Below are 13,857 nucleotides of genomic sequence, written 5' to 3' on the forward strand. Positions count from 1 at the left end.
CCTTGATGGACGGTACGCCGAGGAGGAGAGGGGGGATTCACGACAACCCCGCACCGATCAAACAACATCCATGCTGATCCCTATTCTGAACCACCATTCTCAATTCCAGATAAAATTACACTCTCAACAGTTTATCGAGCTAAAGGTAATGAAGCGGCTGTAGTTTATGTAGTTGGTGTTGATGCGATTTGGCTAGGTCGCCGAAGCGAGCGCAACAAATTATTTGTTGCTTTCACTCGGACAAAGGCTTGGCTCAGAGTTTCCGGCTGTGGCGGGTCGATATCCGCAATTGGCAATGAAATTGATGCGGCGTCTGCTGACTTTCCTTATTTGCGATTTAACATGCCAGATCTTTCAAAAATGAACCTCATTCAGCGTGATATGAGCGAAAAGACTCTTCGCGCCAGGAAGATTCGGCAGGAGTTCATAGATCGTCTACGTGATGAAGGGTTTACGGATAACGAAATTGACGATCTCATGGTAGGAAAGGAAGTCAAAGATGAATAGGGAGGACGTTAGATCGGGGATATATCAGGTTTGGCGAGCCGCCCAAGAATTGGGTGTTGCAGAAATTTACTCGAATCCAAGCCCTCTCCCAGTAAATGCGGAGTTTCGAGATTTGATACTGTCTAACTCATCTAATTATATTGATGTTTATAATAAGGGGCTCGGGCTCTCACACTATAATATTCTGCTTTCAGACTATTCGTTCTTTCAGTTTAGTATTGAGGGGGATAACAATGTCCGATATGCTTTTTATCCAAACCCTTACACCTCAAATTCAAATGAATATAATAATTGGTTTCGAAGCCGGCACGAGATGGTGGAGGCAGGATTTCTAACCCACGAAGAATTTTTGTCACTATTATCAGATAAAACTGGTATGGGCAATGTACCTTTGTTGCGTTACGAAAACGCTCCCGCTCAACGTAAAAAACTTCATCATCCCTGCTCTCACTTCCATATTGGTTTTCATTCCGAAAATAGGTGGCCTGTCAGAAGAGTGCTCACCCCTACAGCGTTTGCGTTGCTAGTTTTTAAATTTTATTATGGCGCTCAGTGGCGCACTGTTGGTGATGATGAGCACGTACATATCGAAAACTCTTTCGACCGAACTTTGATTTCTGAGAAGACTCGTTGCTATCTTGTCTCTGACGAATTATTCGACCCCGAAGAAGAACGAGCTTTTTTCTTTGGGTAAGTAATAATTTTTTATCAGAAGTGGCTGCTTTTTCGCGACTGCTTTTGGCCGACGAATTCCCCACGCCAGGGGCAGCTATGGGTCGATTCTGTTGAAAAAGTAGCTCCCCGGTCTGGTCTGCGGAAAAATCTCTGCATTGACCAGCGGGGAAGCACGCAGCATGATGGGACAGTTAGAAAGGTTCAAGAGTGTGCTGCCGAACACAATATGCATCACTCACCGCTGTACGTCGGCTATCTAGCCGCATATGCCTTTTCGCTAAAGTGCGCAGATTTATTGATTTTTCTTCAAAATCTTTTTTTTTTCAATAAATTGAAAAATCAATAGTGAGGGATTATTTGATTGCGCCAATATCACGCCCCTCAGCTCATATACCTGTCGAAAAGAAGCTTGACCAACTGGCGAAGCCAAATATTTCCGGGGTCATGATGATAGCGCGGGTGCCAATACTGTCGCAGGTGCAAGCTGGGGGACTTGATAGGGGTTTTTATTACCTTGACCGCGTTGTAGCGTAGGAACGTTTTCCCCAATTCACTAGGCACGGTTGCAATTAGGTTCGGGTTTTTCTCCAGTATCATTGGGACCGTTATAAAGTGTGGGGTTGTAAGGTAAATTTGTCGTTGATGACCCAGTTCGTCGATGAACTGGTCGTAGCGTGTACTTCTGTCTGACAGTACGACGGAAACATGTTTCATGCCCAGGAACTCTTCAAGACTTACTTCGTCGCCGGAGTACGTGCTGCTCACGATAGAGCAAAAAGAGTGCATGAATAGTTCTTGTTGAAAAAGGTTTGGGTCCTGGATGTAGTGTGATCCTATAGCCAGATCTGTATCACCTCTCTCCAGCGAGTTCGCTATATGCTCGGTGGGTAGCTGCGACGTTCGTATTCGGCAATGGGGGGCTACTTTCTGAAGTTCTGCAATCAGTCGGGGCAAAAATACCAACTCGCCCATGTCCGTCATACAAAGGCTGAAGACCCTGGTGGAAGACATAGGGGTGAAACTGGCCTGAGCCAATAGCTTGTGCTGTACGGCGGATACGATCTCCAGAACTGAATCCCCCATCTCCTCTGCGAAAGGCGTCGGCTTCATCGCATCGCCAATACGGACGAAGAGGGGGTCTTCATAAAACTCCCGTAGACGTCGTAGTGCATGGCTCATAGCGCTCTGCGTCAAGCCAAGATGCTCTGCTGCTCGAGATACATTGCGCTCTCGTAGTAGCGCGTCGAACGCGAGCAGCAGGTTCAAATCGAATTTCTTACCATGAATGGTATGCATGATCTGTATTAGCTCCATGATCTATGCGCATACATGATCCACCTCTAGCATGACGTCGGCAAGAAAAGATTCAAAAACCAAAACAAGAAATGAGGTCGACGCCATGCTTCTTCGAAACGCTTGGTATGTAGCTGCTTGGTCGAGTGAGATTCCGGTCGACGAGCTACTCGCAAGAACGATTCTGAACGTGCCTGTGGCGCTATGGCGTGATACCGCCGGAAAAGTGGTGGCTTTCGAGGATCGTTGCTGTCACCGAGGCGCTCCACTATCGAAAGGGCGCCTGGAAGGCGATCAGCTTCGGTGTATGTACCATGGTCTCTTATTTGATACGACGGGGCGCTGCGTCGAAATACCCGGACAAGAGCGCATTCCTCCACAGGTTAAGGTGCGCACATTCCCAGTCGTGGAGAAGCACAAGTGGATCTGGATCTGGGTGGGTGATGCCAGCCTTGCGGATCCGTCCCAGATCCCTGATACACATTGGCTGGATGACCCCGAGTGGCGAAGCCTGGAGGGTTACACCTATTACACCACCAACTACCTACTGATCGCTGACAACCTGCTTGATCTCGCACATTTGCCCTACGTTCATCCGAACACGCTGGGCGGTGACGAGGCCTATGCAGCCTGTATACCTAAGGTTGAGAAGCTGGAAAACGGCGTACGAGTAACACGTTGGGGTGAAGGTATTAAACCTGCACCTTTCGTGCAGAAGATCAAGAATTATCCGGGTCCTGTTGATCGTTGGAATATCTACGACTTCCTACTGCCGAGCATCTTCCTGATGGATTCGGGCATGCAACCCAGTGGGCACAATGCCAAGGCGGGAAATCGCGTCAATGCGGCAGAGTTCCGTAGCACCCAAGCACTGACTCCGGAAACAGACGAATCCACGCACTACTTCTTTTCGCAGCCTCATAATTTCGCCATTGATGATCCCAAGGTGACGCTGGCGATCCACGACCAGGTCATAACAGCGTTCCAGGAAGACAGCGACATGATTCATGCACAAGATCGCATGTTGAAGCTGGCCCCCAATTTCAAAATGATTCCAATCGGAGCTGATGCTGCTCTTTCGTATTTCAGATGGCTTGTGGCGAATGCTTATAAGGCTGAGCAGGCAGCATGCAATCCCGTCAAGATCCAGGAGGTCTGAGATGAGCGACTGGAACCGCGTTCGAGTGATGGCGATCGTGAAAGCTGCTGACACCATTATGGATGTCCGCTTGCTGGCCTTGGACGGTCAACCTCTTCCTATGGCCGACGCGGGCTCGCACATTGATGTTCGCCTGGCAAATGGTTTGATCAGGCAGTACTCCGTTCACCTGTACGACCCCTCGGACGGAAGTTACTCAATTGGGGTCGGATTGTCTGAGGCGTCACGTGGTGGCTCAGCGTTCATTCATGCATACCTGCGAGTTGGCGACATGCTCGAAGTTAGTGCGGTTCGCAATAACTTCCCGCTGGAACGCAACGCAGGCACGTATTTTTTTATCGCCGGCGGTATCGGAATTACGCCGATTCTCAGCATGATTCGTTGGTGCGATGCTAATGACAAGCAGTGGCAACTTCTCTACTGCGTCCGCTCGCGGTCCCGAGCTGCTTACATCGAGCACCTACCTCGTGGCGGAAAACTAGTGTTTCACACGGATGACGAAAATGCCGGTCGTCCCGATCTGCAGGCGTTTATTCGTCAAGCTAGTTCCACGGACCAGCTCTATTGCTGTGGACCGGCGCCGCTCATGAATGCGGTACGGGATGTCGCACAGGCATACCTGCCTTCCGATCAGGTGCATTTCGAGTTGTTCAGTGCACCTCAGTTGAGTGCTCCTGAAAAACAACAGAACAATAGTTTTGTGGTGGAACTTGCTCGTAGTGGCATGGAAGTAACCGTGCCGGCTAATACCAGCCTTCTCGATGCACTCGAAGGGGCGGGGATAATGGTGCCTTATTCCTGCCGGGAGGGGCTTTGTCGTACCCTGTGAATGCCGGGTACTAGCCGGTGAGATTGATCACAGGGACTATGTCCTCAGCGATGAGGAGCGTGCTTCCAATGCGGTCATTCTGCAGTGTGTTTCACGTGCCAAGTCTTCAAGGCTGGTGCTTGATATCTGACGGTGACTGCGCGTCACGCTTTATCTGGGAGGCAATAATGAGTAGTTGCGAACTGAATGCTATCAGGGATGAGCTTCGCTCTCGTAGAGAAAACCCACCTGAGTCGCTGCAGCGGGCTCGCATTGGTTTTGACCAATTGTGCAATCGTTTTTCCGCTCCGCCCAATTGCATCTCCACGGCATCGACGCTCGGTGGAGTGCCTGTACGGACGGTGACCTGCGTGGAATCCCGGCGCTCGCTACTCTATGTCCACGGAGGTGGATTTATGGTGGGCAGCGCTGGAGGTTTTGAGGGGATCGCCGGTACGCTTGCTGCTGGTACATCTTCCACGGCTTATGTAGTTGATTATCGACTAACGCCTGAAAATGCATACCCTGCTGCCCAGCAGGATGTTCTGACTGCGTATGCGGCGTTACTCGCGAACAGCGAAAGTGCAAACGATATCGCATTGGTGGGAGATTCGGCGGGAGCCCAACTCATCATGGCCGCTCTGATTCACGCCAGGACGATGGGAATGGAAATGCCGGGGTGCGTCGTGCTGTTTTCTCCTTGGGTGGATCTGGCTCTCACCGGAGAAAGCATCCTTACCAAGGCTACTGTGGACTTCTTTCTTACACCTCAGAAGTTGCAAACCTGTGCTGACGCCTACCTGGGAGAACAGGTCGAGGCTGCTTCTTTCATCTTGGAGGCTGGCCTGGAAGGTTTGCCGCCGCTGATGATTCAAGTGGGGGAGTGTGAAATCCTTCTAGATGACGCAGTACGTCTGGCGAGAGTCGCTGGATCAGCTGGCGTGGACACCAGACTGGAGGTATGGCCCGGTATGTTTCATGTCTGGCAAGCGTATGCTCCGGCTCTCTCTGAGGGGCGTGAGGCACTCGCCGCTGCCGTCAATTTCATAAACAGGGTGCTGGAACGGAAAAAGGCCGTTGCTGTTGGCGGTTGACTGTCGTTTCAGGCGTTTGTTCGCTGCCGTGATCATGCGGTCTAGATTACCTTCAGCATCGAACCATGCGAGGATCCAGCCATCACGCTGGGTCGTCCAAAACCCCGCCTTGGGAAGTGCAGTGCCAAATCGCTGAGGCTGCCTTCCGTAGCGCGGTTGGAACGCTGGCCGGCGTAAGGCATTGCTGTCAGGCTGCAAGCGCAGAACATCTCTAGTCTCTAGTCTCTAGTCTCTAGTCTCCAGTGCTATTGCATACGATGCTCCGCCCATATTCGCCACGGCAGGACTAACTGACCCAGTTTCGAAGTGCGCAGGGTGCGCAATGAAAAAAATCGTGGTCCAGGCATCGCCCAAACTCCTGAAACGACCCATCCGGACCGCCGCGGATTTGCTGGACTGTAATTTGATCCTGTCGGAGACGACGCTGGCCACAACTGTTCGCACAACATGACCTTTACGCCCCGAAGAATCTTACTTACACGCTTAGTTTTGACCGTTCCTACATGACGGTGGAGGCTGCCAGTCACGTGCTTGGATTTGCTTTGGCAGCTTGAACGGGAATAACACCAGCCTGCTACGCTGTCCTCTTCCACGAAGGAAACACTATGTCGAACGCAGATCTGCTCGCTTCCCTACTGTTCAAGGTCAACGAGAACCAACTCGCTCTCGAAGCCGCGATCATGGAACTGACGCTGTAGGTCGAGCAGCGCGGATCAGCAGCGGTTGCTGGGAATGTTCGCGGTGCTTTGGACACAATAAGTAAGAACGAGGACTTCATCACCCTAACGCTCGCCGTGCTGATGGCACCCGAGTGATCGGCATCCATCTACTTCGGACAAAAACCAATTCATGGCACCAGTAGCGCCTCGTCGATCTCAATGGCCGGAATAGCTTCTTCCTTGCGCTTGCTGGAAAGCCAAATCCTAGTTTTGCTCACATCGAGAATCTGCCCCTGCTCCATTAGCGACAATACGAGTGCATCTGCCACTCGATAGCGACCACAGGCCGGACAATCTCTCTCCTCCCACGGGCCATGACATTGAAGGCGTTCAGCGACACCTGCACAAATAAGACAGCTCATGGGATCACCTATATTTTTAATAGTTTGTAACTGATCCGTCGTTTTTTAGCTGCTTTAATCTAATAACTCACCGCGTGTTCAATTACCAGACAGCACAGCCATAAATCGGAGTCGCAGAAACTGCCCGACTGGCTGGGCTGGCACGCTTGATGGTTCGCTTTTTTTTGCGGTACTTCGCAGATCCTGGTGTCGGTTAATCTGCGCAGCGGCGTCACCAATCTTAACGATAAGGGCAGGTGACTTCGCCGGACGCTTACGGTCCATTGAGCAAAATTTAAAGCGCTGTGATGGATGAGTGTAGCTGGTGCATGTTTTATAGACATGCACCACCTCATCTCCTATCGCTGACTTATAAGCCACCCAGTGCGACGTACTTGATTTCCAGGTAATCGTCGATACCGTATTTTGAACCTTCGCGTCCAAGTCCGGAGGTTTTCACTCCACCAAACGGTGCAACTTCTGTGGAGATCATCCCCTCGTTCACGCCTACCATGCCGAACTCAAGATTGTCGACGACACGAAAGATTAAGCCCACGTCACGTGCGTACACATAAGCTGCTAAGCCAAAAGGAGTATCGTTTGCCATCGCAATTGCCTCGTCCTCAGTATCGAAACGGAAGAGGGGAGCGACAGGGCCGAAGGTTTCATCATTGAAGATCAGTGCATTGCGTGGCACATCGGTGAGTACCGTTGGCTCGAAGTAACTGCCGCCCAAGGAGTGACGCTTGCCTCCAGTAGCAATACTTGCACCTTTTTCCACCGCATCGGCAATGTGCTCTTCCACCTTTTGCACTGCGTCCTCATTGATGAGCGGACCCAGTACCACCCCGTCATGCATGCCATTGCCAACTCTGAGCGCGGAGGCGGCATCGGCGAGCTTCTGTGCAAACTGATCGTAGACACCTGACTGCACGAGCATGCGGTTTGCGGCAACACAAGCTTGGCCTGTGTTGCGGTACTTGGCGGCAAGTGCACCCTTGACTGCGGCATCGATATCAGCATCGTCAAAGACGATGAATGGCGCGTTGCCGCCCAGTTCCATGCTCGCCTTCTTGATGGTCGGAGCGCACTGGGCCAGCAGCAGCGATCCCACTTCGGTAGAACCCGTGAAGGACAACTTGCGAACGACCGGGTTTGCGGTGAGCTCCCCGCCGATTGCGCGGGCCGAGCCGGTGACAACGTTGCACACACCGGGCGGCAGACCGGCGCGCTCGGCGAGTACGGCCAGAGCCAGTGCCGAGAGCGGTGTCTGACTGGCCGGCTTGATAACTCCTGCGCAACCAACCGCCCAGCCCGGGCCGGCTTTGCGCGTAATCATCGCGGAGGGGAAGTTCCACGGTGTGATGGCTGCAAACACGCCGATAGGGGCTTTCTGCACGAGAATGCGCCGACCGTCCACATTTTGCGGAATGATGTCGCCATTCACACGCTTCGCTTCTTCCCCGAACCATTCGATGAAGCTTGCGGCGTAAAGGATTTCGCCACGGGATTCCACCAAAGGCTTGCCCTGTTCGGCCGTCAGGATTACTGCCAGGTCCTCGATATTTTCAAGCATAAGCTCATAGAGCTTACGGAGGATCTTTGCACGCTCCTTTGCCAGCGTCTTGCGCCATCCCTGCATGGCGCGTTCGGCCGCTGCGATTGCGCGCCGAGTCTCGGACTCGCCACCGTTTGGTACGCGCGCCACCAATTCACCGGTGGCTGGATTGCGGACCTCAATTGTCTGGCCACTCTCTGCCTGGACCCATTCGCCGTCGATCAACATCGCCTGACGCAGCAGGTCGGGGTCTTTCAGATTCAAGGTTGCGGTGTTATTCATCGGGCAGACCTCAAATGGAGTTACGACCGATGAAGAAGGCTTCATCGAGGTCGGTGGTCGGGTTCAATCCAGCAGCTTCCAGTCCCTTGCGCAGCACCACCATGTCGCGTTGGTACACGCGTTGGGTCGGGTGGGGCATAGGACCGCCGTTGTAACCCTGCAACCAGCCTTGGTACTTCCACATCATGCGATTGAGAAGCCCGTTTGCCGCCATCGGCAGGCTTGCAAACGCTTTGCGCGCCGGATCCATTTTGTACCAGAGCTGAGTTGCCTCATCGTAGTTGCCCGCGCGGATCAACTTGTGGATCTGTGGAAGCAATGGGCCGTAGTAAGAGGAGTAGTTAGTTCCACAGAAAGGGATGTCCATCACCTGTGCCAAAGGCACGTACTCATACTCAAGCGGAGATGAGATAACGACTTCCTCATGGAACTCGCGGTGAACTTCGATCGCAGACATGATGTAAGGCAGTCCGCCTTCGGCTTTGATTGCGACGACGTTGGGGATCTCGTCGACCATTCGACGCAGCACCGCCAGCGGAATGTCGGCGGGGTGCAAGCGGCTGAAACCCCAGGCGGGCAGCGGGAAGATTATTACGCCCAGGTTCGTCGCGGCGCAGATCGCCTTGGTGTACTCGAATACTTCGTCATAGGACTTCGGATAGAAGTACGGAGGGTAGCCAAGCAGTACAAGGTCGGCGCCGGCAGCTTCGGCTCGCTTCACTGCCTCAATGTTATCTTCTAGTGTGTTGAATACCGCGTGGTGAACGATCACGAGACGACCGGCTGCTTGATCGGCCATGATTTGACAAAACTCACCATACTGCTCTTGGGTAATGGCTACCTCTGAGCAGGACAGCGAACCGACGAAGCCATGCTTGATTGCCAGTTCTACGTCGTGGCGAACGGCTTTCTCATTGATTCGTTTGAAGTCGGAGGTCATTGTTGGAATAGTAACGTTGGCGACCCCAACAAGTTTCTCGCGTGCCCAGTCTCGAGCGTCTTTTTTATTGTAATTGGCCATGTAAGGCTCCTGTTAGTCAGGGTTGGTGATAGTCGTCGCTGTTCGCTCAGCGCTTGGTTTCAAAATCGATTGGCAATGGTGTTGCCAGTCCGGCTTCAAGTGCCTTGGTCAGGATGAGTTCCGCTACCACGATGTCTTGAAGACCACCGCCGACTGACTTGAACATCGGGGCCTTGGCTTGCTTCAACTGCTCACTGCAGGCTCCGCTCATCAGGTCAGACAGGCTGAAGGCTTTGTGTCGGAATTCGATCCCGGCGGCATGGGCTGCAAGCATGTCCCCTGTCTCTTCCAGCACTTCTTCCAGTGTGTCGCAGATGATCAAGTCGCTGCGCTCCACGACCGAAACGTCTATTTCACGCTGCTCCGGGATGGTCGAACCGATCGAAACGACGGTGGCCCCCGGCTTCAACCAATTGCCAAACAGAATCGGCTTTTCATCGCGTGAGCGTGCGGCAGTGAGCACGATGTCGGCGCCTTCCACTGCCTCTTGTGCCGAGCCAACACCTCGAGCGGGTACACCGAGATCTCGCGTCGCCGCTGTAGCAAACGCTTCGCGCCGTTCAGGCGTCGGGCTGTAGACGGTTATTTCGGTCAGTTCGCGGACACTTGCGAAGGCACGGGCGTGCATCGAGGCTTCCAACCCACTTCCAATGACGGCTAGACGAACAGGTTTCTGTGGGGCGAGGCGGTCAAGGGCTGCTGCCGACGTAGCTGCAGTCCTGAATCCAGTCACCAGATTTGCGTCAATGAAAGCGGCAATGCGATTGGTCGTTCGATCAAACAGAACGATGACGTATTCGATCCCCGGTGGCGCATCGCCCATGTTCGACCCCATCAGCTTGGCGCCGAAGTAGCGTCCACTTGCCGGAATCGCCGGCAAGGTGCGAAGCCAGGTTTTTTCAAGACTTGCAACGGTACGAGGCGGGGTAGCCCTGGCTGGCAAGTGTTGCCCGTAAGCGGCCTGAAGCGCGGCAATCGCATCTTTCCAACGGAAAACGGCCTTCGCGGCAGCGCTTGAAACGAACACGGGAGACTGGGAATTAGCGGTCATGCGTCGAGCTCCGAAACGGCAGAGAGAGTTGAAGTATGCGCGGGGCGGCTTACGTAAGCCGCGCTCCGGCTATGAATAGCTATCTAACTGAAGGTAGCACTAACAAAACGATGCGTATACAAAGTATTGTTGTCTGAGATTGCTGTTGTCAATGGCTCTATTGAGTAAATCTAGGTTTTACTCGGCATGGTTGCGGAAACAAAACGGAACGTATAGATTTGGTATGTTCTTAGCAACGCCGATGTCTGGTGAGCGGCATGAAGCGCGGGATGCGAGGGTAGTTGAAGGCTTGGACAGTCCTGCCCAGTGGATTTGCTCGTCGCTGCAATTGAAGCAGTACTGCGAGACGCCTCAAGGCTTACCGCAGATGACTATACGAGGGCTATACCCGGTCGCGGATGTCTCTAGCCGAGGCGCACTTCGATGTACCGGAATTGGCAAACAAGCTGTGTAATTGAGTAGCAGCTACCACCCGCCATAGAAGCGGAGAGGAGACAAGAATGAGTCAAGTTAAACGCGTTTTGATTGTAGGCAGCGGAATCGGCGGTGCCACCGCAGCTTATGCACTGCGCAGGGCGGGAGTGGACGTCCACTGTATTGACATCAAGCCGGGGATTCCCTCGGCAGGGTCTGGCATTTGCCTGTTACACAACACGGTCCGAGCATTGGACATGATCGGATTGGCGGAGCCTTGTCTCGACAGTGGTATGCGATTCGACGCGTTTCGGCAATTCGATTCCTCAGGTCAACTCCTGCGATCGGACCCTGCACCTCCCAGCTGTGGCATCCGTCGGCCAGAACTTGCTCGAATCCTGGAGTCGGCAGCGCAAGGGGCTGGGGCGGTTCTGGATAAAGGGTTGACGATCGAACATCTCGACGACCGTGGGGACTGCGTCGAGGTTAAATTCTCGAATGGTCGCGAGGCTACCTATGACTTGGTAGTGGCTGCGGATGGAGCCTACTCTAAGCTCCGCGATCAGGTTTTCGGTACTGAGTGCAGGCCGCGTTTTGCAGGTCAGAGTGTCTGGCGTTTCAACGCGCCGCGTCCGGCTCAGATTGATGGGTTCTGTCTGTACCGCAGCCCGACAGGGAAAACTGTGGGTTCTTTTCCGACATCGGAGAACAGCTGCTACCTGTTTTATCTAGAGAACAGTGTGGAGCCTCTGCGGGTACCAGAGGATCAAGCGAGCGCGATGATTCGCGAACGCCTTGCCGAATATACCGCGCCCGCTGTATTGGAAGCTCTTGAGCAGGTGAGCGATGCCAGGCAGGTTATCTTCCGTCCGCTGGATATCACGCTGGTGCCGGCACCTTGGTACCGCGGTCGCGTAGTGCTCCTCGGCGATGCTGCACATTCACCAACACCGCATATGACGTCTGGAGGTGGCATGGCCATCGAAGATGCCGTCGTGCTTGCAGACTGCATATCCAAGACCTCGTCTGTTAACGAGGCATTGGCGATGTATAGCGAGCGCCGATTTGAACGATGTAAAATCATTTGTGAAGCTTCATTGCAACTTTGTCGCTATGAGCAGGAAGACCCACTGAAAAATAGAGAGCAGTCGGCGGCTCTATTGCTGAAAACCTATCAATACCTGGGGCAGCCTATCTAAAGCATCAGGTTGACGTTATCTGTTAAAAAGTCCCGATTCACCTCTCAGGGTGAATCGGGACTGAGTCAACTCATGCTTTTATAACGATCAGCAGCCAAATAGTGCTATTCAGTTTTCTGAGTTCGTTACTCCCAGCAAGTGGTATATGTAGTCAATATGCGACTTGGCAAACTCCTCGTTCAATGGGGCGTGGCCAACCAACAAGCGCATGTAGACTGCTGAGTAGATGATGTCCATAAGCGACTCGACATCGGTGTCGCTTGGGATCTCGCCGCTGCGTTTCCATTCTTCAAGTGTTTCTTTAACTATCGCGCGTCGCCCATAGTGGAATCTCTCTCGAAAAGCTCGTAATACTGAAGGGTCAGATTGTCCCTCGGCTATGATTTGAGCGAGTATTCGGCCTGGCCAACCAGAAAACTGCTCTACCAGTGTGCGGAAATGAGCAGCGATGGCCTTTTTGGGACCGAGTTCAATTGGCAGTGGGGTCTTGAGAAGATGGTTTTCAATGAATGCGTCAATCACAAGCAATGCTTTAGAGTCCCACCATCTGTAGATCGTTGCTTTGCTGACAGCGGCTTCCTTTGCAATTGCCTCAATCGAGATGGCCTGAATAGAGTTCTCGTGTAGCAACTTGATGGTCGAATTCAGTATTTGCAGTCGAGTAGCTTCGCTGCGTGGTCGTCCTAAAGACTTCTCCTGCATAAAGTATTCCTTAATAAATGACTAATTTTAACAGGAGCGTAAATCTGCATGTGCTCACTCTGCGGCGTGGGCGGCTGCCTGCTGAAATCAAGCTGAGGCGTTTCTGATCGTAGCCAACAGACCACTCAAGAAGCAATGTAAAAAACGCTTTGGGCTTGGCTTGGCGAGTGTGGAAGGCCCATGTGAGCTGACTGCGTAAGGCAGGTGAAGGCTGCCAGCTGACGAAAACTAAAAAGTAAGCTTGTGCAAAACGGTACGGATCGTATATTTTTGTTTCGCGCATATGAAGCCTTCCACGGGCACAACAACAAGAACGCGCGGAGGAAACAAACATGCATCAGGGTTCGAGCCTGAAAGGCGATGTTGCGACCGTTACCATTGTGGGCCGCATCTGGCACTCGACCAGTGAACAGGTGGTTGAACGCGACAAGCAATTCGCGTCCGTTGATTTCCCAAACTTCCCCGTCAACGCTGCTTCGACGCGCGATACCAACGGCTCGATCCTCGACGCCGATCTGGGTCTCTTAATCGGCGTTCAGAGCTCCGCTACATCCCTCAACATTTTCGGGGAATGAGCATGTCGATCCCCAACATTTCCAATCTCGGATTTGGGCGGCGCCAGTTTCTCGTGTCCACCGGAAGTGCCGCGACGCTCGCCATGCTAGGGGCGTTACCGGTGCTCGCGAAGCCATCCGGAGAGATCGCTCGAGGACCATTCGACCCCAGCCAGTTTAACGTTCGCTTTGTCGTGACGGACCGCCGATTGCCGCAAAGCCTGGCTTTCGCCATTGAGCATGCCAAAAAAGGCAGTGCGCGGCTTGAAGTCACGAGTGGACTCACGAGGCTTTGGCAGGAATCGCTCGTACCGTTTTGGCGTGAGCAAGGTGGCGCTGTCGCCGGACTCACCACGCGCGAGGTTTGGCATTGCCTTGCAGAACAAGCACGCAGCCAGTCGCGCCGTACAGTTGTGCTGCATCAGTACGACGTACCGGCGAGCCAACCCAATCCCTTGGTTTCATGGATCATCGCGTGAA

Annotated in this window: 14 protein-coding genes and 2 pseudogenes; 10 read left to right on the top strand and 6 right to left on the bottom strand. The window is 53.1% G+C overall.

The genetic code is table 11. The features are described from left to right. Positions 1 to 114 precede the first annotated feature (114 nt). Positions 115 to 507 carry an ATP-binding domain-containing protein gene (locus tag BMS17_RS31035; protein WP_371916735.1) on the top strand — a complete coding sequence of 131 codons (393 nt, stop codon included), beginning with the start codon at positions 115 to 117 and terminating at the stop codon, positions 505 to 507. Next, positions 500 to 1,201: a DUF2290 domain-containing protein gene (locus tag BMS17_RS22415; protein WP_077431785.1), complete on the top strand. Its 702-nt coding sequence runs from the start codon at positions 500 to 502 to the stop codon at positions 1,199 to 1,201. Before BMS17_RS31035 ends, BMS17_RS22415 begins: the two co-directional genes overlap by 8 nt. 362 nt (positions 1,202 to 1,563) lie before the next feature. On the opposite strand, the gene BMS17_RS22420 is transcribed toward BMS17_RS22415, so the two are convergent. Then, the gene (locus tag BMS17_RS22420; protein WP_077432209.1) at positions 1,564 to 2,478 is read right to left on the bottom strand and encodes a LysR family transcriptional regulator; all 915 of its coding nucleotides are present in this window, start codon (positions 2,476 to 2,478) and stop codon (positions 1,564 to 1,566) included. Between the two features lie 103 nt (positions 2,479 to 2,581). Between BMS17_RS22420 and BMS17_RS22425 the strand changes: the two genes are divergently transcribed. The 5 genes and pseudogenes from BMS17_RS22425 to BMS17_RS22445 all read left to right on the top strand — a co-directional run bounded on the left by BMS17_RS22425 (position 2,582) and on the right by BMS17_RS22445 (position 6,351). Further along, positions 2,582 to 3,634, top strand: a complete 1,053-nt coding sequence (locus BMS17_RS22425; protein WP_077431786.1) for an aromatic ring-hydroxylating dioxygenase subunit alpha — start codon at positions 2,582 to 2,584, stop codon at positions 3,632 to 3,634. Between the two features lies 1 nt (position 3,635). Then, positions 3,636 to 4,463: a PDR/VanB family oxidoreductase gene (locus BMS17_RS22430; RefSeq protein ID WP_175648989.1), complete on the top strand. Its 828-nt coding sequence runs from the start codon at positions 3,636 to 3,638 to the stop codon at positions 4,461 to 4,463. 167 nt (positions 4,464 to 4,630) lie between these two features. Continuing rightward, on the top strand, positions 4,631 to 5,536 hold the full coding sequence (locus BMS17_RS22435) for an alpha/beta hydrolase (protein WP_256577211.1): 906 nt from the start codon (positions 4,631 to 4,633) through the stop codon (positions 5,534 to 5,536). A 270-nt stretch (positions 5,537 to 5,806) separates the two neighbouring features. Further along, a pseudogene (locus tag BMS17_RS30730) lies at positions 5,807 to 6,081 on the top strand (LysR family transcriptional regulator); the annotation flags it as partial. Between the two features lie 60 nt (positions 6,082 to 6,141). Further along, positions 6,142 to 6,351: pseudogene (locus tag BMS17_RS22445) on the top strand (hypothetical protein). A 32-nt stretch (positions 6,352 to 6,383) separates the two neighbouring features. Here BMS17_RS22445 and BMS17_RS22450 read toward each other — a convergent pair. From BMS17_RS22450 to BMS17_RS22465, 4 genes are all read right to left on the bottom strand, one after another. Continuing rightward, positions 6,384 to 6,617, bottom strand: a complete 234-nt coding sequence (locus tag BMS17_RS22450; protein ID WP_077431789.1) for a hypothetical protein — start codon at positions 6,615 to 6,617, stop codon at positions 6,384 to 6,386. A 349-nt stretch (positions 6,618 to 6,966) separates the two neighbouring features. After that, positions 6,967 to 8,418, bottom strand: a complete 1,452-nt coding sequence (locus BMS17_RS22455) for an NAD-dependent succinate-semialdehyde dehydrogenase (RefSeq protein WP_305879766.1) — start codon at positions 8,416 to 8,418, stop codon at positions 6,967 to 6,969. A 28-nt stretch (positions 8,419 to 8,446) separates the two neighbouring features. Further along, entirely contained in the window at positions 8,447 to 9,457 is a 1,011-nt protein-coding gene (locus BMS17_RS22460) for a dihydrodipicolinate synthase family protein (RefSeq protein WP_077431791.1), read from the bottom strand. Positions 9,458 to 9,503: 46 nt separating this feature from the next. Further along, positions 9,504 to 10,508, bottom strand: a complete 1,005-nt coding sequence (locus tag BMS17_RS22465; protein ID WP_077431792.1) for an ornithine cyclodeaminase family protein — start codon at positions 10,506 to 10,508, stop codon at positions 9,504 to 9,506. Between the two features lie 500 nt (positions 10,509 to 11,008). Here BMS17_RS22465 and BMS17_RS22470 point away from each other — a divergent pair, with 500 nt between their 5' ends. Next, on the top strand, positions 11,009 to 12,121 hold the full coding sequence (locus BMS17_RS22470; protein WP_077431793.1) for an FAD-dependent oxidoreductase: 1,113 nt from the start codon (positions 11,009 to 11,011) through the stop codon (positions 12,119 to 12,121). 108 nt (positions 12,122 to 12,229) lie between these two features. On the opposite strand, the gene BMS17_RS22475 is transcribed toward BMS17_RS22470, so the two are convergent. Further along, positions 12,230 to 12,823 carry a TetR/AcrR family transcriptional regulator gene (locus tag BMS17_RS22475; RefSeq protein ID WP_077431794.1) on the bottom strand — a complete coding sequence of 198 codons (594 nt, stop codon included), beginning with the start codon at positions 12,821 to 12,823 and terminating at the stop codon, positions 12,230 to 12,232. Between the two features lie 332 nt (positions 12,824 to 13,155). Between BMS17_RS22475 and BMS17_RS22480 the strand changes: the two genes are divergently transcribed. After that, positions 13,156 to 13,398, top strand: a complete 243-nt coding sequence (locus tag BMS17_RS22480) for a hypothetical protein (protein WP_077431795.1) — start codon at positions 13,156 to 13,158, stop codon at positions 13,396 to 13,398. Between the two features lie 2 nt (positions 13,399 to 13,400). Further along, a complete protein-coding gene (locus tag BMS17_RS22485) occupies positions 13,401 to 13,856 on the top strand; it encodes a hypothetical protein (protein WP_077431796.1) in 456 nt (151 codons plus the stop codon). The last annotated feature ends 1 nt before the right edge of the window (position 13,857 follow it).

Source organism: Pseudomonas sp. C9, from assembly GCF_002000165.1.
Taxonomy (GTDB): domain Bacteria; phylum Pseudomonadota; class Gammaproteobacteria; order Pseudomonadales; family Pseudomonadaceae; genus Aquipseudomonas.